The 22176-nt window shown below is 41.6% G+C and carries 14 protein-coding genes; 1 reads left to right on the top strand and 13 read right to left on the bottom strand.

Going from position 1 to position 22176, the window contains the following annotated elements:
* Nucleotides 1–251: 251 nt before the first annotated feature.
* A complete protein-coding gene (locus tag BPR_RS03610) occupies nucleotides 252–1838 on the top strand; it encodes a carbohydrate-binding domain-containing protein (protein ID WP_013280101.1) in 1587 nt (528 codons plus the stop codon).
* Nucleotides 1839–1902: 64 nt separating this feature from the next.
* Here BPR_RS03610 and BPR_RS19580 read toward each other — a convergent pair whose 3' ends face one another.
* The 13 genes from BPR_RS19580 to BPR_RS03545 all read right to left on the bottom strand — a co-directional run bounded on the left by BPR_RS19580 (nucleotide 1903) and on the right by BPR_RS03545 (nucleotide 22112).
* Entirely contained in the window at nucleotides 1903–4524 is a 2622-nt protein-coding gene (locus BPR_RS19580) for a glycoside hydrolase family 31 protein (RefSeq protein ID WP_013280100.1), read from the bottom strand.
* A gap of 4 nt (nucleotides 4525–4528) precedes the next feature.
* The gene (locus tag BPR_RS03595) at nucleotides 4529–6370 is read right to left on the bottom strand and encodes an alpha-amylase family glycosyl hydrolase (protein WP_013280099.1); all 1842 of its coding nucleotides are present in this window, start codon (nucleotides 6368–6370) and stop codon (nucleotides 4529–4531) included.
* Nucleotides 6371–6453: 83 nt separating this feature from the next.
* Complete coding sequence (locus BPR_RS21445; protein WP_013280098.1) at nucleotides 6454–7767, bottom strand: sugar ABC transporter permease; 1314 nt, start codon at nucleotides 7765–7767, stop codon at nucleotides 6454–6456.
* Complete coding sequence (locus tag BPR_RS03585; protein WP_013280097.1) at nucleotides 7767–9128, bottom strand: carbohydrate ABC transporter permease; 1362 nt, start codon at nucleotides 9126–9128, stop codon at nucleotides 7767–7769. Before BPR_RS03585 ends, BPR_RS21445 begins: the two co-directional genes overlap by 1 nt.
* A 263-nt stretch (nucleotides 9129–9391) precedes the next feature.
* Nucleotides 9392–10690, bottom strand: a complete 1299-nt coding sequence (locus BPR_RS03580) for an extracellular solute-binding protein (RefSeq protein WP_013280096.1) — start codon at nucleotides 10688–10690, stop codon at nucleotides 9392–9394.
* Between the two features lie 287 nt (nucleotides 10691–10977).
* Complete coding sequence (locus tag BPR_RS03575; RefSeq protein ID WP_013280095.1) at nucleotides 10978–11991, bottom strand: LacI family DNA-binding transcriptional regulator; 1014 nt, start codon at nucleotides 11989–11991, stop codon at nucleotides 10978–10980.
* Nucleotides 11992–12213: 222 nt separating this feature from the next.
* On the bottom strand, nucleotides 12214–12390 hold the full coding sequence (locus tag BPR_RS20700; RefSeq protein WP_013280094.1) for a hypothetical protein: 177 nt from the start codon (nucleotides 12388–12390) through the stop codon (nucleotides 12214–12216).
* Between the two features lie 258 nt (nucleotides 12391–12648).
* Complete coding sequence (locus tag BPR_RS03570) at nucleotides 12649–13095, bottom strand: hypothetical protein (protein ID WP_013280093.1); 447 nt, start codon at nucleotides 13093–13095, stop codon at nucleotides 12649–12651.
* A 2-nt stretch (nucleotides 13096–13097) separates the two neighbouring features.
* Nucleotides 13098–16301: a glycoside hydrolase family 3 C-terminal domain-containing protein gene (locus tag BPR_RS03565; protein WP_013280092.1), complete on the bottom strand. Its 3204-nt coding sequence runs from the start codon at nucleotides 16299–16301 to the stop codon at nucleotides 13098–13100.
* Nucleotides 16302–16313: 12 nt separating this feature from the next.
* Nucleotides 16314–17846, bottom strand: coding sequence for an MFS transporter (locus tag BPR_RS03560; protein WP_013280091.1), 1533 nt, complete (start codon nucleotides 17844–17846; stop codon nucleotides 16314–16316).
* Nucleotides 17847–17882: 36 nt separating this feature from the next.
* The gene (locus BPR_RS03555; RefSeq protein ID WP_052301786.1) at nucleotides 17883–19880 is read right to left on the bottom strand and encodes a glycoside hydrolase family 2 protein; all 1998 of its coding nucleotides are present in this window, start codon (nucleotides 19878–19880) and stop codon (nucleotides 17883–17885) included.
* 205 nt (nucleotides 19881–20085) lie between these two features.
* Nucleotides 20086–21378 (bottom strand): ATP-binding protein, encoded by a 1293-nt coding sequence (locus tag BPR_RS03550; RefSeq protein ID WP_013280089.1) that lies wholly within the window; start codon nucleotides 21376–21378, stop codon nucleotides 20086–20088.
* Nucleotides 21379–21401: 23 nt separating this feature from the next.
* Nucleotides 21402–22112 (bottom strand): LytR/AlgR family response regulator transcription factor, encoded by a 711-nt coding sequence (locus BPR_RS03545; RefSeq protein ID WP_013280088.1) that lies wholly within the window; start codon nucleotides 22110–22112, stop codon nucleotides 21402–21404.
* Nucleotides 22113–22176: the final 64 nt, after the last annotated feature.

The following is a 22176-nucleotide window of genomic DNA, read 5'->3' as shown; positions in this document are numbered from 1 at the left end:
TAACATAATACCTTTTTATATAGGTTGTCTGCAATATAATTGTTTGCTTTTCCTCATCATTAACTTATATCATGTAGTGTCTAAATTCATTTTTGACACCTACATCATATCATAATATTTCTTTTAGGTTGTTTTTAGGTTGACACGCAATAATATGATCATCCGATAGGTACAAGGTATTCTATCAGTAAACTACTTTATCGCAAGTTTCATTATTAGTACAATGGTTGTAAGAAAGTGAGATAAATATTATGAAAAAAAATCTATTAGAGAAATTAAATGGTAAAAGAAATATGTTTGCAGCTATCGCTTTATTGACAGCAGCCCTTGCGGTGACAGGGTGTTCTGCCGAAGATGTTTCAAACATACTAAATCAGACAGTTACAGAGCAGTCAGATACCAGCGCTGTTGAAGGTAACGGTGATAATAATAATGATACTGTCAATGGCCAAAATGCTGAAGGTGCTGTTTCGGGAGACAACAACAGCTCAGAATCAGCGCAATCCGGCTCAGATTCATCAGAAAGCTACATGGCAAATGGTTCTACTACTGCAAGTTCATCTTCTCTGATTGATACATCAAATCTTTTTTCAGACAGGGATCTTGAACAGGAAGCTGATCTTACAGACGCAGAATATATCACACTCACAAGTGGCGAGGATGTCACTATCAGCTCAGAAGGCGTGTATGTAATAAGCGGCGAAGTAACAGGAACTTCTATCATCGTCGATGCAGATTCAGCCAAGGTTCAGCTGGTACTTGACGGAGTTACCATTACCAACACTACAGCTCCTGCAATCTATGTAAAAGCAGCAGATAAAGTATTTGTAACTACTACTGATTCTACAAATACACTTAAAGTCACCGGAACCTTCACAGCTGATGGAACGACAAACACTGATGCTGTAATTTACTCCAAGGATGATCTTGTATTTAATGGAGTCGGAACTCTTAATATTGAGTCCACCGCAAATGGTATTTCAGGAAAAGATGATGTCAAAGTAACCGGAGGTACCTACAATATCACTGCTGATGAAGATGGTATCGAAGCTAATGATTCCCTCAGTATTAACGATGGCTCTTTTAACATAACAGCAGGAAAAGACGCACTTCACAGTGAAAACTCAGATGATCTGACTGTTGGATATGTTTATATAAATGGTGGTGATTATACTCTCAAGGCTACAGATGACGGTATTCAGGCAACAACAGTTCTCATGATAAATGATGGCAATATCAATGTTAATGCAGCCGAGGCTCTCGAAGGAACATATATCCAGATAAATGGTGGAACAATTGACATCTACGCAACAGATGATGGTATCAATGCGTCTAACAAGAGTACTGCCTACGATGTTGTTATTGAGATAAATGGTGGTGATATTTCTATCGAAATGGCAAGCGGTGACACGGATGCGCTTGATGCAAACGGCTCACTTATCATCAATGGCGGAAATATAGATATTACAGCGCAGTTTGCTTTCGATTATGACACTACAGCTGAATTTAATGGTGGCACCATCACAGTAAACGGAGAAGAAGTAACAGAGATCACAGAATCAATGCCAATGGGCGGCGGCCGTGGCGGTATGGGCGGATTTGGAGGTCAGGCCCCAAATGGAGAGATGCCTTCAGGCGAGGCTCCTGACGGTAACTTCCCAGGCGGAGAAGCACCAAATGGTGAGATGCCTTCAGGAGGTTTCCAAGGTGGCCAGGCTCCAAGCGGCGAAATGCCTTCCGGCCAGGCTCCTTCCGGCAACAGGCAGGGCGGCTTCCAAAAAGGTCAGAAGCAAAACGGCAACACTAGTGCCTCCTCTTCAAACGCTTCAGCCCAGTAACACTTATCCTGCTACTATCCCCAGCCAGGCTCACCCCCCTGCGCAGGTTGTGGATAGTAGCAATTTAGAGTACTTCTTCGAGGGCGCGCTTTAGATTTTCCGAAACGTCGGCGGTTCTGAGCCAGCAGGCGAAGTGTTCCTTGGGTAGAGCGTTTAGCTTGTTGAATACTAGCTCTTTGTCCATGGTCTTGATCCAGGCTCTGTCAAGGATTTCAAATGCAAGTTTTCTGTAATCATTTTCCAAAAGAACTACGCCTTTAAGTGTTATTAATACTTTCTCTGAAACGCATGTCGCCGGCACGGTTACTATGGTTTTAACTCTATCAAAGGAGATTGCAGCTGCTATCTCTGTTTCTGAATCTCCAACTTGAATTCTGACCCCAGATGCCTTGACCCCAAAAAAGACAATTTCATAGTCTCTCTTATCAGGTATAAGCGACAGGTCGCCTGCTGCCGGGGCAATCGTAAATGATGTTGTGCAAGACTCATAGTCATAGGCTACTGAAATTTCAGTTTCAACACTTGCTCCATCAGTAAAGTTCATGGTAATTCCATCATCTTCATAAAGCTTATAGCTTCCTGATGCGCCTCCACCGACAAGGATTCTGAGTTTTTCGGGGTTACCGGTATCATTTAACAGTCTTCCTGGCACCTCTCCATTTTCGCAGCCATTACTATCCTTGCAATTATTCTCATCCTGCAAACGCGCCATTGGAACAATGCCTCCGGCAGGTAAAAGAACCGGTATCTCCGAAAGATTTCTATAAAGCTTTCTTACTCTATTGTTATCGCAGTCATAAATACGGCCATTGAAAATATCATACCATCTGCCAGCAGGAATAAGAGCTCTTGTACTTCCAAGGCGAAGCTCGTCATCATCCGGACTTGTAATAGCGCAAACTAGGAGATTATCTCCAAATCCATACTGATTTCTCACTTCATAGCTCTCATCGCCCATCTCCTCTGAATAGTCATAATACATCGGCCTTACAAGTGGCTTGGACTCCTCATAAGCTCTGTGATTTTCAGTATAAAGATATGGAATAAGCTCATGACGAAGCCTCATAAACTTCTTAGCAATCTGCCTGTAGGGTTCATCCAAAAGCCATGGTTCTTTGTTAAAGAATGGGCTGCAGCTACTGTGGATCCTCATTATCGGAGAAAAGACTCCATATTCAATCCACCTGATCAGCCTGTCGTCATTCTTATCTCCAAGCATATGTCCGCCAATGTCATGGCTCCAGGTTCCATAAGCTATATTACTGGCTGTACTGGTAAAATAGGGCTGGAACTCTAAAGACTTCCATGTTGCATGCGAGTCTCCGGAAAAACCTACCGGATATCTGTGGCTTCCAACGCCTGCATATCTGGAAAAGATCATCGGACGAAGATTTCTCTTTTCCTGATCCATATAATGATAGTGGTTTAGCAACAGAAGGGGATCTACATCTGTAGGCTTTCTGCCGGTTCCCTGCTGCCAGTCAATCCACCAGAAATCGACTCCATCCTCCTCATAAGGGTGCATAACCTTATCAAAATAAACATCGCGGAATGTCTTGTTTCCAAAGTCAAACTCAACTCCATTCTCATAGTCCTGATGCTCAATTCCACAAATATCAGATGCCGTCCCTGATATATTTACGCCACTTCCACAACTATCTGACGTACTGCCTGCAGTATTTACATCATTTGCGAAGCTGCCTGATGTACCGCTTTCTGTGCTCTTTTCACCTTTATTGCCACAAGTTCTCTCTTTCATGGCACTTGCAACATCTTCGTACATGTCTTCAAAAGGCCTAATCCCGTCTGCCGGATGAAGATTTAGAGTAACGGAGAGTTTGTTGTCATGAAGCTTTTTAAGAAATCTTTTGTGATCAGGGAAAAGATCTTTATTCCAGCTATACCCTGTCCATCCTGAGCCATACCTTGGATCAACTTCCGTGATATGCCAGTCCATGTCGATAACGGCTACAGAAATCGGAATCTGTTCCTTGGCAAAATGCTCTACGACATCCATATAGGAATCTTCTGTATATCTGTAATACCTGCTCCACCAGTTTCCAAGCGCATATCTTGGGATCATGGGCATCCTTCCGCATAACATGCAGAAGTCACGAAGGCCGTTATAATAATCTCTTCCATAGCCAAAGAAATAGACATCTACTGCATCTTCACTTCTATTTACAAGCTCCTCGCCTTCAAACACAGGTGTTTTACTATCATCGATACAGGCATATCCGTTTTTACCAAAAATACCCTTCTCAAGGTTGACCTTACCATCTGCGTCATCAAGCGTTCTTGCTGTTCCGCCCAGATTGGACCAGTCTGTATAATTGTCCCCATAATTCCAGACAATACCTGTATCTTTTAGTCTTATACTAAGTCCAAGAGACGAGAACTCTTTTTTATCATAAGTCAGGAAAAGATATTTAGTCTCAATTGTAAGAAGATTTTCAGAATCTGATACCTGTAAGTTCTCTGTTACAGCAGCGTTTTCTTCATTTCTGCCTTCATGACCAGTGATCTGATCCTTAAAAAACAAATCTCTGTTTACCACTGCAAAGGATGCTCTATCCTCAAAACTGCCATTTTCACTGTATTCAAGTCTTATAAGTCTGTCTGTAAGCACTGTAATTCTGTACTTATCACCGATCAGCATATTCAAATGCCCATTTTCTTTTTTCATGTCTTTACTCCAAACTGCCGCTTAATTCATTGTACCCCTGCTTATAGGCTTCATCTTTAGATGAATGCATCTTTATCAGGTATGACCCGCGAGGTGGAATCGTAATTTCATACATTCCATCTGCGCATGTTCTTCCCTCAAATTTATTACCAAGTTCATCAACAAGTTCACTGTTATCAGGCTCACAAGCCCCCACATATCCAACCGGTATCTGAACAGTCCTCTCTTCATCTTCCATGGAAATGACACCTATATAAATATTGTCATCCATAAACCTTGCTACAGAGAGCACTCTGCCTTCTGCAAAAAGTACTTTTCTTCCGCCTTCTGCAAAAGCAGGTTCATTACTCCTTAGCCAGTTAAGCTTTTGATAAGTAATAAAGCGCTGTCCTTTCTTTCTCCTATCCTCTTCATCCCAGGGCATCTTGAATCTGAAGCCGCTGTCATGCTCTGTATACCCGTCAATATCAAGTTCATCACCATAATATATACATGGAATGCCAGTCCACAGATACTGCATCATTACCATGCTGCGCCATTTGTCATCGTCGATTTCAGGATTATTATGAGCCCTTGAAACGTCATGGGAGTCAAAGAGATTCATGTTGCAATCTGCTATAACCTGTGGGAGTTTTGTGTAATACTCACTTGTTCTAAGCACCACGTCCTGTGCTGTCAGCTTGTATGGGATTGAATTTAATGCTTCATTTCGCATTATAAAAAGATCCGGAAGTCCGGCGAACTGTCTTGCAATCCTGCCAAATCCAAAATAGTTCATTGGAGCATTCCACAGATCACCCTTTAGATATTCAGTGCAGTCTCCCCAGTGCTCGCCAATTATCATGGCGTCTTCTTTTTCTTCCCGGATAGCCTGGCATAATTCCTGCCAGAGCTCATCTGCAAGCTGAACATCATCATTTCTTCCCCATACATCTGCTACATCAAAGCGCCATCCGTCAGCATTGTAAGGCGGGCGAAGCCACTTTCTGATAACAGAGTCTTTTCCTCTGTAAATGATTTCCCTTACTTCGTCATTTCTATAGTCCAGGACAGGAAGGCCTTTAAAGCCTGCCCACCCCTTAAGTGAACCATCCGGTTCTTTAACATAAAAATCTTTCCTGTTCTTAGCCCAGCTATACTCAAGTCCTGTATGGTTGATGGATATATCAAGAATCAGCCTCATACCATTATCGTGAAGAGCCTTGGATAAAGCTTCTAGAGCCTCATCTCCTCCAAGCGACTCATCAACATGGAAATAATCCGCGCAGTCATACTTGTGCTCACTTGGTGCTGTAAAAATAGGATTAAGGTAAACTGCAGTAACTCCCAGTTCCTTAAGATAAGGAATTTTGTCGATCACCCCATAAAGAGAATGATCCTTGAAGCTTGTCGGGAAAATCTGATAGTATACTGCTCCTTTTACCCATTCGGGCTGTACATAATATTTGTTGTAAGCCGAATGTCCGGAAGAGTCTTCACAATCATTCATGCGAGTTTTTCCACACAATATCACAAAGTTGTTTTCCTCGCTTGGAACATAAGTTGTTACGCCGGCCTGAGTATAAAAGTAGATGACATCTTTGCAGGCAATCACGAAGTAATATGACAGTCTTGGCTCATTCATGACAGTTTCTGCGCTATAGTATTGTAATCCGGCAAAAGATTTGTCTTTTTCCATTTCAATGTACTGCTCGGCGCCATTACTGATGCGCCTTACAAACACCTTTTGAATCTGTGAGTCTTCCATAACCCTCATAGAAATTCTCACCTTTTCTCCAATCTCAGGTGTCATATTGCTGACAAAACCTCTTGTTCCGTCACTATATATACTGTCTAACCAATTCATAATATTCTCCTGCAAAAAAAATTCATAATTTCAGGGACAAAAGAAATCTTCGTCCCTGAAATCTTAATTACATTACAATAACATTATCCCTTTACAGAGCCTGAAAGTCCCTCAACATAAAATCTCTGAAGCCATACGAACAGAACTACAATAGGAACTGCTACGATCACAGCGCCTGCAGCAAACTGTGTATAGTAAGTGTCAATTCTCTTAAAGTCTGTGAGCCAGTAAAGACCTACAGCTACGGTATAAGAGCTCTGCTTATCACCAAAGAGCATACTTGGGAAGATATAGTCTGACCAGGCTCCGAGGAAGCTTCCAAGAACTGTATATACAATAATTGACTTGGCAAGCGGAAGTGTCACATGTATGAATATCTGAAGTCTGGACGCTCCGTCTATGATAGCTGCCTCATCAATTGCCTTGGGAATAGTGTCAAAAAAGCCCTTACTAACATGATATCCCATGGCAGCGCCTGCAGCTCCAACAACTATAAGGGCCATAAGCGACTGATTTAAGCCAAGTCCCTTAAGGATGTTATAAACTGCAATAAGTGACATGAAGCCCGGGAACATTCCGATTATCATGAGAATATTCATAAAAGCCTTACGTCCGGCAAATCTTGTTCTACTAAGAACATATGATGTCATCAGCACGATAAGTGTATTTATCACGCAGCTGCACAGAGCGACTATAAGAGTGTTGCACCACCATCTCGCAAATGGAAGAACACTGTTATTGGTAAAAAGATTTATGAAGTTATCAAATGTAAATCCCTTAGGAATAAAATAACCTACATAGTAGCCCTGCTCTGCTCTGAAAGCTGTAAGTACAATCCACAGAACCGGGAAGAGCCAGATAACGCCGAGTACTGTTAGAACGATATAACCAACATTTGTCTTATTGACGCTCATTACAAATACAAGTCCGAGAAATGCTGCTATGAGCATTATCCAGTAGCCAAAAGACAGATCCTTGTTAAGGAAGTTTCCGTCCATTCCGCTTGCCTTCATGATGCTTCTTGTGGAAAACATCAAAAGCCCTGTGAAAATGACTGAAAGTGCCTGAAAGCACTGCCATATTCTCATTACAACTGAATTTGTCTTAAATACTGATACAACCGCAAATACAACTGCCAATATCGTGAACACTACTGCCCCAAATACAAATACATAAGCCCATGAAAAAGTTCCTGCGGCGCCGGTATTTTCGCCTGCTGATATCTGCATCAGCCTTAACGCTGTAGCAAACAAGGCCTTTCTTTCGCCATTTGCCATCTCTTTTCCCAGATTCACATATGGCAGGAAAAGAGCCACAAATGCCAGAATAGCCATAACAACAGCCTTTAAATGATTCTTTAGATTTAATCCTATTACTGTCTTACGAAAGTTTCCCATTATTGGAATCCCTCCTCATTCTTCATAGCAGCCGACCTTGAGAAGGAGATCAAAGTAAAGGTTGCTGAAATAACAAAGATGATAATACCTATAGTTGCTGCAAGGTTATAATCATTACTATCCTTGGTCAGCTTGTACAGCCAGGTAACAAGAAGATCTGTCTTGCCTGCACCCTTGAAGTAATCAAGTGTAAGAGGCTGGCCTGCTGTAAGGAAATAAATAACGTTAAAGTTATTGAAGTTACCAATAAGGTTGGAAATCAGGTATGGTGTTGTAACAAACCACATATAGGGGAATGTTATCTTCAAAAATGCAAGTACAGGACCTGCTCCGTCAATCTTAGCACTTTCATAAAGCTCTGCAGGAATATTCATAAGAATACCTGATACCATGAGCATTGTGACAGGTACACCAATCCAGAAATTGACAACAATAACTGAAACTCTGGCCCATGTCACGTTAGACAAAAATGGCAGCGCACTTGCAGTAAAGCCCCACTGCTGAAGAAGTACGTTGAGAATTCCTCTCTCTCCCAGCATTGTCGCCACAACTCTGAGTGAAATAAAGGCAGGAATCGCCATTGTGATTACAAAAACAGTTCTCCAGAATTTTTTATATTTAATTCCCTTGGAATTTATGATCATAGCAAGTATCATCCCACCAAAGTAGCAGGAAAATGTGGCCGCAAAGCCCCATATAAGAGTCCATCCCAAAACCGGCCAGAAGGTGGCTGATAATCTGTCACCTGTCGATAACAGGGTAAAAAAGTTCTTGATCCCAACCCAGGTAAAAAGATTTCCGGGTGGCTGATGTTCTGAATCGTAGTTGGTAAATGCCATAAGGATCATGTAGATAAGAGGCATTACCGTAAAAATCGAAAGTCCAAGGACAGGAATTGATAAAAAGAGAAAGTGCACATTCTCATTAGCAAGACTTCTGATGTCTTCTAATAAAGTGTTAGGTCTTTTGCCAAGTTCTCTTCTCTGCCTTGCCTTTTCTCCTGAAAAAATGCTAAAAAGCCATAAAGCAATGAAAAATCCGGTTATGACAAGTGTTACAACGCCTGCAAGCAGGATCAGCATGGAGTTGTCACCCTTGGTCACTTCGTAGATTCCAAGGCTCTCATTATAGGTCATGCCCTGAGTGCTCTCTCCAAGAGTCCTCAACATATAGAGGTTATGTCTTCCTGTCAGCGCCATAAACACAATGTACAGCACTTCCAATGCAAGGAAGATAAGTCCCTTAAACACCTGACCATTTTTTATATTTGATAAACCCAGTACCACATAAGAAAGTTTGGAAAAGAGATTGCCTTTGGTAAACGTTGTAATGATATTTCTTTTAGAATTAACTACTTGCATTGTAATTACCTCTATCTAAATAAATAATGTAAGCATTTCATAATCAGGCATGTGGAGCTTACATATAGCTCAGCTGGCGGATATGTATATTATTTTGTGACTTTTTGTGCCATGAAGATGAGACCAATGACATGCATGTGCCATTGCACATACATGTCATGCTATGGGCTCATCGTAATGTCCGGCACAACAGGAACAAAAAATATACACACTGCCAGCTACGAGCTTATGTAAGCTCCACTGCCGTCCGTATAGAAGCAAAATTATTCAGTAAGTGTACTTGTGATGCTGTCTACAAGTGCATCAAGCTGGCTCTGAAGATTTGCTTCTGTAACTTCTCCGCTGTATACGCTTGTTCCAAAAGCCTTCATAGGATCCCAGTAGTCACCCATCTTAGGAATACTTGGCTGGTTTGTAGCATTTGCAGCCTGATCGTTAAGTGCGCTTGCTACGATATCACTTGCAATCTCAGCACTCTCTGAAAGAGACTTAAGTACAGGAACATCGCCCTGCTCTTTGTATCTTGTAAGGCAGCTCTCCGGACTAGCCATATAAACTGCAAGCTGCTGAGCGCAAAGTGGATACTGAGTATTTGACTTAACTGTGATTGTCTTGAAATCTACGAAGTTTGAAAGCTGTACTTCTTTGCCACCAATGTTAGCTACAGGAAGTGCTACTGCACCAACCTTATCACCAAGGGCTTCTCTAAACTCAGGTGCGCTCCATGCTCCGCTTGTTACAGCGCCAAGCTTACCTTCCTTGAAGGCATTTCCGCCTACACCATCAGCATCCTCGAGATACTTAGGATTAGCTGCAAGCTCGATCATGTACTTTCCTGACTCAAGTCCGTTTGCATTGTTGAAAGAGCACTCTTTTTCATCTTTTCCGTCAGCTCCAAAAAGTGTTGTTCCATTTCCAAGGAAGAACATCTCTGAATACCATGAGTTTGTAAGCTGTGTACTAAAGTTCCACATTCCATCACCAAGGTCTTTTGCAAGCATTGTGTCAAGGTTTTTAACCTCTTCCTCTGTGAAAAGATCCTTGTTGTAATACATGAAGAAAGTATTAGGTGAGAAAGGAACTGCATATGTAAGTCCGTCGATTGTTACCGCATTGATAGCACTCTCAGGAAGGTCTGCTACAAGAGTATCGAAATCCTTGGTAATTGGAAGGAGAAGTCCCTTTCCAGCAAGGTCGCCTACACCGCCTGATGGTGTGTAGAAAATATCAGCTGCTGTGTCCGCATCTGTCTCAAGGGCCTGTGGAGCCTCATCAATTCCTACAACTGCGATCTCATATGTGATGTCGAATTCGTCGTGAGCAGCGTCGAACTTCTTAACCATCTCATCTGTGATCGCTACTTCCTGTTCAGGAACCCAGATCTTGAGCTCTACCTTCTGAGTCTCTGTCTGAGCTGCTGTATCAGTAGCTGTTGTAGATGTCTTTGAATCATTGTTAGCAGCTGTACTTGTTGATCCTGCGTTTTCCCCGCCGCAGCCTGTAAGAACAGATGCGCCCAGCATAGCTGTCATAGCTAAGGCTCCAATTTTTTTCATTTCCATTTTTGTAATCCTCCTTTGAACATTTTAAAAATTGAAAAAAGAAATTGGTAAATAAGTTAATCGGTTTACCAAGACTATAAAGTCTTACGGTAAACCGGTCAACCCGTTTACGACATTTTCCATTTTTTCAATAAATCAGGGGATTATACGCGATGAATTGCGTCCAATTTTTGGAATTAATTGATAGTTGACATGGTAAACTGATAACCCATATTCAGAAGATGTTTTCTTAATAAAAGTGGGTATTTACCTGAAATACTGCATTTTCCCTTTTTTCGGGTAAAAGATCACTCTCTCAGATTCTTGACTGACTGCCTCTCCATTACCCTTATAGGCTGCCTCTCATCTGCGGAAATGCTTATCTTCTCTTCAATCATCTTAAAGAGATATCCACTGGCTTTTCTGGCCTTCCACTCAAAGTCCTGAGCAACAGATGTAAGTTTTGGTGACATGAATTCACAATCCGGAAGGTTATCAAAACCTATAACTGACATATCATAGGGAACGCGAAGGCCGCACTGTTTGAGTCCCTCGATAACGCCAAAAGCAACAATGTCAGACATGCACGCAATAGCTGTGTAATCACCGCCGCCAAAGGCTATATCCTGTCCTACCTGAACAGCGCTGTGATAAGTTGATTCTGTATAGTAGATATTGCCATTTTTAAACGGAACACCCGCCTCCTTGCAAGCATCAGCAAAACCTCTGTATCTCTCCTGAATAACGCCTTCTGAGGAAATATCAGGTGTAACGAGAGCAAGCTTGGTATGTCCCTTACCAATCAGATATCTTGCAGAAAGATATCCACCCCTGTAGTCCTCAATACCGATATTTACAATATCTTCCCCGGGAGCATAGGTATCAAGAAAAACAATTGGTATATCGATTTCATTCCTGATCTCACTTACTTCATCCTTATAAACCCCAAGGAAAAATGCTCCATCCACATTCCAGGATGATAAAAGAGGTACTATTTCTCTAGGATCACCAACGCATCTGAGCATCAGATAATAGTCTTTTCCTCTGATGTATCGCTCGAGAGCAGCGATAATATGGGCATTATATGGATTGGCAAAAAAGTCCTCATCCTTGCCAAGGTACGGCACAACTAGGCCTATAAGCCTGCTCTCCTTCTTGACCAGCGACCTCGCCATAACATTAGGCTTATAGCCTGTTGCCTTAATAATGCTCTCTATCTTCTCTTTGGTTTCATCCGAAACCTTGGACAATTTGCCGTTTAACACATTTGATACGGTAGCTGTGCTAACTCCCGCTCTCTTTGCTATCTCCCTAATATTCAAATCACCATACTCCTTTTAGTAAAACGCTTAACCTAAATTTTACTATACCTATTCCTCCACCCCAATGTCAACACACAAATACATTTCTCCGCCTCTGTACGCAATCTCCCGTCCTCCGTGGATAGCCCAAACGCCGTTCAAGGAAGGCAAAGTGAAAGGCCCTGCACTTTGGATGCAGGGCCTTTCTATAGGAGTATGAAAAAACTTGGAACACGCAATAAATTAGTTATCTGCCATGGTGAGTTCTACGACTTCTTCAATGGCACTTTGTCCGGCGACAGTATCAACTGCATTTGCCTCAACGACTATCTGATCTGCGGCATTGGTATCTCTGCGGCAAACAAAAATACCAAATGCAAGCATGCCAATTACTGCCAAACAATAGTATCTTTTTTTCATTATCTTCCCCTCATAATGTAATTTTCTTGCGCTTCGCAGTACAATATGTATGATAACATGTAAGCGGCTGAATTAATTCTGAAAAAAGCATAAAATCAATTAAAAAAGTTTTAAGAAAAGCGCTCTGTTACTGGTATTTAGCAAAATCCCGATAACCTATTATCAGGTTATCGGGATTTGTTATTCTCTGTAGATGGTACAGAATTGCGAGAGTATCGAAGATACGAAGCAATTCGTATATCATACGGTTATATTTAGTTAAGCCTTCTCTTTAACTGAACGGGTAAAGGCTCCGATGATCATGATAAGTGATCCTACCACAAAGGCCGCAATTGAAACTACAGTCACATAGAATACCTGCCAGCCCACTGTGTTTACGGAATCATAGCTGAACAGTCCTGCAATGAGGAGGATCCTCTCAGAGAGAACCTGTCCAAATGCTGCTGTGAAAAGAGCTATTGAAACGCAAACTGAAACTGTGCTCAAAATATCATGATTACCAAAGATGTTTGGTAATACTACTGCTGCACATGCAAAGATAATTCCAATTATACCCAGAAGAATGATCACTCCGAGATTTCCAAGTGCATAGGTCACAGTCATACTACTGCAAACACAGGCTGCAATAATACCAACAATTCCAAGGATTGCAGCAACTACATTAAAGTAGGCTCCAACGCTTTGTTTTTTCATAAAATCTGACATTTTCAGGCCTCCTTTTCTTTTCTCTTAGAGAGTACGAACAGGATTGCAAATACTGCTGTAAGAAGTGCTGTTACAGCGATTGCAGCATAATAAGCTGTTCTCCACCATGTATTAAGCTTAACAACATGAGTTGTTGCATTGTATCTGTTCATAAGGTTACTTGATGCAATAGCATACAGTACGTTGTGTGCTGACTCTCTGACTGCCTGCTGAGCATTAGCATCACCTGCAAATACAGTAGCACTGATAGCTGAGCCATCCGCCTGATTAGCAAATCTTGGGCTGTCAAGTGTTGTATCAGTATAGAAACCTGACATACCTCTTGTATCATAACAGGTTGTTCCAGATGTAAGAACAGCTCCGTAGAGGTCAAAGTCATCATAGATATCTGTTACTGCATAGCCCTTGAATCCCCACTCTTTTTTGAGGATTTCTGTCATCATTCCTGTACTTACTGTACATTCAACAGGTCCAATCTTGGAGAAGGAGATCATGAGACCTCTCATACCTGCATCATAATCTTCTGTATCATACTTGGTTGCTTCAAAAGCAATCTGATAAGCTCTAAGTTCTACTTCTCTTGCGCGCTGCTCTGTCATAAATGGAGCAACACCTGCTCTGTTAGTTTCCTGGTCATTAAATGCGTAATGCTTAGGTGCAGCAATAAGACCATATTTAAGAGCTCCGATAGCAAATTCCATTGCTGTGTAACCTGAAAGGATTGGATCCTCTGAATAATACTCACCGTTACGTCCGTTATAAGCATGACGATGTGTGTTAAGTCCAGGTCCCCAAAGGATTGGAATACCTGTAAAGAGTGACTCGATTCCAATAAACTCACCAAGCTTCTTGGCAAGGTCAGGATTAAATGAAGCTGCTGTAAGTGGGCTGCTTCCAAATACCTCAGGATGCCAGTTACCGTTAGGATCTTCTGAGCTGATATTCCATGGAGCCTCTGTATCCTTGGAAGCATTGAGGTTTACAGCAATACCATTACCTGCATTTTCTGTCATATAAGTCTCAACTGTTCCGATTGAATCGGCACCAGGAATGCTTGGGCCACCAAATGTTGCAAGGTACTGTGCTTCCTCGAGAGTCATCTCTGAGAGAAGCTCTTCCCACTTCTCATCCTCAAAGTCAAGGCCAGCCATCTCATAGAACATGAGATCACCATCTTTGCCCCATACAATATCAGATGTATTGTCCTCAGTAGCAACTGTATAGTACTTACCATTGAGATAATCAATCATCTCCTGGCTTGTAAGAGTCATATCTGAATAGGTCTTAGGATATGTTCCGTTCCAATCTGCACGGCTAAGGTAAGTAACCTCGCCATCCTGGAAGTAGTTCCAGTCTGCATAGTCAAGCTGGTTAGAAATCTTTGTACCAGTCTTGCTATAAGCAAATGCTGTCTTTGAAAGTGTATCCTCTGTTATTTCTGTGCTATAAGCATAGTCTGCATTAGCCTCACCAACAAGGCTCTCTGCTGCTACGCCCTGCATAGCCATGATATTGTTAAGTGCATCATGAGCACCATTACCAAATGCGAAGTAATATGTTCCAGGATCTACGATATATGTTCCGAAAGTTCCATCTCCATTGTCAAAAGAGCTGTCATAAGTTGCAATGTACTGAAGATCAACATCTACAGATACAACCTCTGACTCTCCCGGCTGAAGAAGACCTGTTTTGCCGTAGTTGAGAAGGACAATGGCACTCTTCTCAATTCCGCCCTGCTCATAAGGAGCCTGTCCGTAAATCTGAACGCTCTTTTTACCTGCTACATTTCCTGTGTTTGTAACTTTTACATTAAAAGTTGCTGTAGCGGTAGTTACATCCTTATTCTTGGATACATTGAATACAGGTTCTCCCTCATATTCCATATCAAAAGTAGTATAAGATAAGCCATAGCCAAAGCCATAAGCTACTTCTGCATCATAATCCCAACCGGATTTAGAAGCATATGTTCCTGCTGTTCCTGTTGCATTTCCCTGTCCAAGAACTGCGTCATAGTATCTTGTCTCATAGTAACGATATCCAACATAGATTCCCTCAGCCTCTATGATGTAGTTGCTGGAGTTCTCTCTTGTAATGACATCTGCCGCATTTGCATATGAGAAATTACCCATATTCTGCATTGCAGGTGCTGACATATTGTATGTAGGGAAGATATCTGCAAGTCCGCCTGAAGGAGAAACTTTTCCACAAAGAATATCTGCTACTCCAAGAAGGCCATAACTTCCAGGTGCACCAATCCAGAGAATTGCATCGATTTCAGGATCATCCTTGAGCTCGCCGATTTCTACTGCAGATGCGCTGTTAACAAGAATGATAACCTTGTCACTACACTCTTTTGCAAGAGCGATAGCATCCTTCTCATTAGTTGTAAGTGCAAGAGGCTCTGTTGCTCCAAGACCTGAAACAATTCCGCCGGGAAGATAATCTTCACTCTCTGCACTTGGTCTTCCGATAACTACGATAGAAGCATCACCGTACTTAGCAAAGCTGTCCTTGAAGTTTGCATTTACGCCTTCAATCTCTTTAACTGATGGCTCTCCCGGATCGTATTCTTCAGAAGGGCCGGCATTCTCTGTGTGAAGGTATGTCTCATTGAGCTTGGTATAGATCGAAGTCATTGTAGGATTAACCTTGTAACCTGCTCCGTCAAACTCAAATTCATCTCCACTCCATTCGCCTGTAGTGTAGCCTCTTTCTACCTGGCCTGTTGCCCAGTTCTGAGAAAGAGATGTTGTAATATGATGTGCAAAATCAGTTACGTTGTTCTGAAGTGCCTCATCAAGATTTATAAATCCACCAAATGCCTTAACACCAAAGCTTGAACCAAGGATAGGCACCTGTGATCTTATTCCGAATAAAGTTACGTTTGCACCTGATGCAAGTGGAAGTACTCCGTTATTCTTGAGAAGTACTGTTCCCTCTGCTGCCTGCTCTCTGTTAAGATCGATAGCAGCCTGAATAAGTGCATGTGAATTACCTGTTCCATCCTCATTTAAGAGTTCTGCAGGTGGTGTAAACTTGTCGTACACTGCATCTTTGTCGTCTGTAACCATCATCTCACTCTGAGTACCAAGGGCAGTATCAATAGTTGATGAAAATGATTCCAGCGTGTTTCCCACGATTACTGAGATTGACAGTAAGAATGTCATAAGTGCTGCCAATCCTCTGAAAATACCTGTCTTTTTCAATTTCTTTCCTCCTTAATCATTTATAGTTCTCATTGCTTCTTCCATGCTCATTCCGTTTGCAATAGCCTCTTTACGCTTAAGGTTTACTTCCTGAATGCGTCTCATCTTTTCCCCCGAAAGAATGTATCCCTTCATGGCAATCAGTGTTGCAATCCAAGCCACCATTGGGACTATGCAAAAGAGTATGATAACAACTGCGTTCATGCCTGATGAATAAGGCGTCTCGGCAGTTGGAAGATTCTGTATTCCGATAATGCTAACAGCTATTCCTACTACTGTTGCAGAAAGTGATGAAACAAGCTTATCTACCAGTGAAAAAAGAGTTCCCATTATTCCAGGTATATACTTGCCTGATCTGTAAGTCTCGTAATCCGAGCAGTCTGCAACCATTGGAATTGGCATATCCGCTGTTGAATAGTAAGCACCATAACCAATACCAAACAGTAAAATAAACAAAACAGTATAAAGATTTATTGATACGCTTCCATCTGAAAGGAAGGAAAGATTCCTTGATGGAACGCCTTCTTTCCACATGAGAAGAAGAACTAAAACTCCCACATAACACACAAGCGCCACAGACACATATCTAAGAAGCGATGCTTTCTGTCCCTTCTTTTGACTGGTTCTGACTGTCAGAAGGAAGAACGGCACTGAGAAGACATATCCGATGATCATCATTGGAAGATAGAGACCATCGTAGTTGCCCATCATGCAGCCGTAGAGCATACATAAAACTGTAGTGTTGGTTGCTATTGAAAGAGCAAGCTTACATCCGGCTCCTGCTATCATAAGTCTCTTCATAGGATCGTTATTTTTAATGATCTCTATATACTCAGAGATTCTGACTTTCTCCTGCTTGTCTCCGCCGATTCCAAAATACTTGGGCTGATCTTTTTCCCAGATACCGATAATTGCCAAAATTGTCAGTACAATCGACACTGTAATTCCAATTGGTGTGAGAACCTTGTAGAAATCAGCGCTTGAATAATCCGCAACGTTGGCTCTTATGATCGGTGCAAGAAACTGCATAACTCCCATTCCCGCAAGAGATCCAACTGTGTTAAAGATCGTAAACAGAGGCCTCTGTGAAGGGTCAGAAGTAAGAACTGTCTGACCGGCTCTTGTGCAGGAAGTCTGGAATGTATAACCTATTACCCAGATTGCATATAGTCCTACAAATGCCGCATATCTAAAGGCCATCATGCTCTCAGGAATACCCGGCGTTATCATGTACATAGTAATGATACTGAGCGCCATAATGATATTTCCTATGACCATGAATGGTCTGAACTTACCAAATTTACCATTTGTCCTGTCCATCAGTGCTCCGATGATCGGGTCTGTAAAGGCATCAAATACCCTCATACCCGTAACCATTACTGATGCAAACAAGATTCCAAGGCTCAGAACGTTAGAGCCAAAGGTTGCTATGTAGGAAAGTACCAACACGTAATAAACGTTGGTAGCTCCATTATTCAGAGGAAAAAGAACCAGCTGATAGAGCTTGGCCTTATTACCCCTTTCCTGTACTACAGTATTTTCCATATCCACACTCCTATTTTTTCCCTTATAAATCCTGTATCAGGTCCAGTTAGCACCTTTATCTCCAAGGTCTTTAAGACTATACTCAGGATTTGGAGTAGCCACCCTAGTAAACTTCGCAGAATCCTTGAACGCTCCGCTTACAGCGACTATCTCGTGCTCCTTACCGGTTTCGCCAAGAGAAACGCTAAACTCAAATACATGCTGTCCATGCTTGGTTTCAAGTTTCCGTCCATCTACAAAAAGAGTTATCTCATTCTGGTTGGAATAGACCTTAACCTTGATGTTCTCTTTAGTTCTCTGTGCAAATCTCTTAGAAGCAATATGTACAAAAGGATCATCGCTCCACCATGCTTTATAGAGGTAGAAGCTGTCCTTTTTGGTCTTCCTGTCAAAGGTCACCAGGCCCTTATGGTTCATTCCGGGCTCACCGCCCTGATTTCTGGCATCTGCCGCAAAATCAAACATATTCCACACATGCGTTGCCCACATAAACGGGTTTCTGTCAAAGCATCTGAGCATATATTCGTGATAGATTGCCTGATATTCCTCTGTGTGATCTCCTCTTTTAGGTTTCTCAGAATGAAGGTTAGGCATACCCTCGCATCCATATTCTGAATAACCAAGACATCTGTTGGGATATACCAGATGGAAAAATCTCATCCAGATATCATTTAAAAAGAGTCCCGGAACATACCAGCCAAGATACAGATTCCAGCTGACAGTATCTGTAATGTGAGCTACCTTGTTAAAAGGTCCGCACACTGCGTAACAGGCAAGAGTTGTAAATCTTGTATCATCCATTTCATGGCACAGATCATTAAGTATCCTGTGGTTCTCCATCATGTCTTTTTTATCTCTGGTAGAGATTGTGATCTCATTGGAAATTCCCCAGCAGACAATAGATGGATGGTTGTAGTTCTGAATGATCAGTTCCTTCATCTGACTGATAGTGTTGTCACGTCCATCAGGCATATGCTCAGAGATATATGGAATCTCAGCCCAGACTATCATTCCTCTCTCATCGCACAGATCGTAGAAATACTGGCTGTGCTGGTAGTGAGCAAGTCTGATCGTGTTAGCCCCCATCTCGCATATAAGGTCCATATCCTCTTTGTGCATATCTTTTGTGATGGCATTTCCAAGACCTTTCCTGTCCTGGTGTCTTGAAACGCCATGAAGAGCATAGCTCTTTCCGTTAAGGTAAAAACCCGTCTTGGGATGATAATGGAAATCTCTTACTCCAAACCTTGTAACTATCTCATCTGCAGCTTCGCCATTAATGACAAGAGTTGCCTTAAGAGAATACAAATATGGGTTCTTAACACCTTCCCAAAGATGAACATCATCGATCAAAAAGCTATGTTCCAGACAAAAGACATCACTATTGCTGCTATCAGTAGTCTCAAGTTTATTTGTCTTTTGATCAATTTCTGAATGATAAATAACATTTCCTTCTGCATCAGATATTTCAAGTCTGACACAGCAGTCTATGTTATTAACAAAAAGCTTTACGTTACCTTCAGCTTTTTGATAGCCTTCCACAGGCTTTGCCTTGATCTGAACTCCGTTTCCGCCATAATAATCCAGGTCAAAGTGGTTCTTATTTACGACAATCAGATTAACGTCTCTGTAAATGCCGCCATAAAATGTGAAATCTGCCTTTTGTGGATAAACCCTTGTATTAGGCCTGTTATCCACATTCACCTTAAGAATATTTCCCACATTCTTAAGATAATCTGTGATATCCGTTCTAAAGGTTGAATATCCTCCCTCATGACGGATCATCTTTTCTCCATTGAGGTAAACTGTGCTTTCGGAATTAACTCCGTCAAACTGTATATAAACGCGCTCTTTGTCTTTATCAAAGTCAGGAGCGTCAAAAGTCTTTTCATATGTGGCCAGGGCTCTTAAATAATCATTTCCGCCATCCTGACCATCTATCGCATTCCAGGTATGGGGAACGTCAACTCTCTCGTCATATTTGCCCGTTATCTGAAAATGCCAATCCTTATTAAGGGAAAAAAATCTTCGCATGAAATATCTCCTTATCATTTTCTGCAGTTTCCCATCAGTTATTACATCGTAACAATTTCACAACAGCTCATTCAACCAAGGTGGAATAATCGACACTTTTCACAACATAATTTACATGTGTGCAATTGAATATTTGGGTAAAAGAAAAAAGATGCACAAAACATGCATCTTTTCTTAAAATTCTGATATAAACTAAAGTCCAGTACTATGCCAGAGGCAATATAATATTCAGATGGAATACATCTCCTTCCACCTGAGTTTTGAAGGCACCTCCAAATTTATCAACCATTACTTTAATACTCTTAAGTCCGAATCCATGGCCATTTTCCATGTCTTTCCTGACAGGAAGTTCATCCTCAAAGGTGATATCCCCTTCAAAATAGTTCCAGATATGAATGATGACAGAATCACCAAACTGTTTGAGACTGACATCAACAAGTCTTTTATCCTCATCAGAAACACTTGAAGCTCCTGCCCTTGCATTATCTATAGCATTACCGAACAAAAAATAAAGTGACATACTGTCGAATTTATCAAGCTTGTCCGTGAAGCTCACGCAGTTAAATCTGACTCCCTGCTGCCTGCAAAGAGCTCCCATATTGCGAAGGAGCACATCTATCACATCATTTCCCGTCTTAACTATTGGAGCAAAGCCTTCTATAGATTCTCTTATAGGCGTCAGATCAGGAATATCGAGTTTTTCTTTATCTGCAAGCTTCTCGATGCGATTTAGCATGTGCTTAAGATCATGCATCTGGATATTATTAAACTCAACAAGCTCTTTCCACTGTTCATACTGCTTTTCGGAAGCTGATAACAAACCTTTTATCACCATTGATTCCGCTTTTTCCTGCTGCCACTTATGCAGATAAAACTGTATAGAAAGGGCAAAACTACAGCAGATGATCGCATATATGCTACTGGCTATAACAAGCTTGGGACTGATATCCCAGGTATCGGCAACCAGTCTGTTTACTCCAATGCATATGAGTATCACGATGACCGACAGGACATTTAACCTGATACTTCCCTTATCCGGAACCTGAGTCCTTGCAACAAGCATATATACAATGACATATACAATTGCCATGATCATGACTTCCGTCAGTATTCTATAGATAATGTTTATTTGAATCAGGGCATTCACAGGCGGGATCAGGTTAAAGATTGTCATCAGTTTGTATGCCATATGTTGCGTAGCAACCCCTGCAATAGAGGAAGATGCGATTGAAAAGGCGTTTCCTTTATAGCAGATCAGCATAACTGCTATTGTCAGTGCTATTATGAAAAAGAAAAACATAAATCTGTATATTGCTATTGTTGCCACAGGATAACTGATCCTTGAAACTATGATCCCTGAAATCACTGTAGCAATAGGAATTCTTACCCAAAAGAGCTTTCTCTTTTCATAAGCATGCAAAAATAGAAGTTCCGCAATCAGAACTTCTATCATATATCCTATTGATTCATATTGGCTTATTGCTTCTGCATCAAACATGATCTGACCTCCGCATCACAGGCTCATCCGAGGTAGGTATTAAGCTGTTCCATAAATGCTTTCTTTTTGGATCTTCCTATCTTGATCCTATCGCCTCCAACATCTATTTCATCGCCATAAAGGCCCTTTATATATGAGAGATTTACAAGTGCAGAGGCGCTGCACCTGGCAAAATTATTGCCAGATAGCTCGTTTTCTCTTTCTCCAAGTCCTCCATAAGAAGTTATGACTTCACTTATAGTGTGGAACATCAGGTCATGTCCCATAACTTCTATGTACATAATGTCACTCGATGAAACAATCCTTGTTCCGTTCCTATCCTTGATCCTGACAGGAATACCACCCCTCTGAGACAATACTCTGACAGCTTTATCAAGTTTAACGCTAAGATCATTGTAATTAATGGGCTTAAGGCAGTAATCAAGGGCATCTACGCTATAGCCTTCAGGAGCATATTGTGGCATGTTGGTAACAAAGATAAGTAAAACAGTAGGGTCCACAGCGCGGAGCTTTCTGGCAGCTTCCATACCATTCAGAAAGCCGTCTCCAAGCTCTACATCCATGAACACAACGTCACAGGCCTTCTTGTAATCATCAAGAAAGCTCTCTGCTTTACCATATGTCTTTATGGAAAAAGAAATCTCTTTTTCCAGGCCATATTTACCAAGACACTGTGAAAGAAACTCGGAATAATCCTTGTCATCCTCAACAATTGCCACTCTGTACTGCTTCATAAACGCTCCATATGCTCGTATGACTTCTTGCGGGCAAAAGCGTAAACAGCCCGCAAGAATGCCA

It is taken from the genome of Butyrivibrio proteoclasticus B316, assembly GCF_000145035.1.
Classification (GTDB): domain Bacteria; phylum Bacillota; class Clostridia; order Lachnospirales; family Lachnospiraceae; genus Butyrivibrio; species Butyrivibrio proteoclasticus.
The sequence above is the reverse complement of the archived record's forward strand: the minus strand, read 5'-3'. Positions and strand labels throughout refer to the sequence as shown.

Bases quoted from the DNA above. Each gene is read 5' to 3' on its own strand.
- BPR_RS03610 (WP_013280101.1), top strand. From the start codon at position 252: ATGAAAAAAAATCTATTAGAGAAATTAAATGGTAAAAGAAATATGTTT.
- BPR_RS19580 (WP_013280100.1), bottom strand. From the start codon at position 4,524: ATGAAAAAAGAAAATGGGCATTTGAATATGCTGATCGGTGATAAGTAC.
- BPR_RS03595 (WP_013280099.1), bottom strand. From the start codon at position 6,370: ATGAATTGGTTAGACAGTATATATAGTGACGGAACAAGAGGTTTTGTC.
- BPR_RS21445 (WP_013280098.1), bottom strand. From the start codon at position 7,767: ATGGGAAACTTTCGTAAGACAGTAATAGGATTAAATCTAAAGAATCAT.
- BPR_RS03585 (WP_013280097.1), bottom strand. From the start codon at position 9,128: ATGCAAGTAGTTAATTCTAAAAGAAATATCATTACAACGTTTACCAAA.
- BPR_RS03580 (WP_013280096.1), bottom strand. From the start codon at position 10,690: ATGGAAATGAAAAAAATTGGAGCCTTAGCTATGACAGCTATGCTGGGC.
- BPR_RS20700 (WP_013280094.1), bottom strand. From the start codon at position 12,390: ATGAAAAAAAGATACTATTGTTTGGCAGTAATTGGCATGCTTGCATTT.
- BPR_RS03570 (WP_013280093.1), bottom strand. From the start codon at position 13,095: ATGTCAGATTTTATGAAAAAACAAAGCGTTGGAGCCTACTTTAATGTA.
- BPR_RS03560 (WP_013280091.1), bottom strand. From the start codon at position 17,846: ATGGAAAATACTGTAGTACAGGAAAGGGGTAATAAGGCCAAGCTCTAT.
- BPR_RS03555 (WP_052301786.1), bottom strand. From the start codon at position 19,880: ATGCGAAGATTTTTTTCCCTTAATAAGGATTGGCATTTTCAGATAACG.
- BPR_RS03550 (WP_013280089.1), bottom strand. From the start codon at position 21,378: ATGTTTGATGCAGAAGCAATAAGCCAATATGAATCAATAGGATATATG.
- BPR_RS03545 (WP_013280088.1), bottom strand. From the start codon at position 22,112: ATGAAGCAGTACAGAGTGGCAATTGTTGAGGATGACAAGGATTATTCC.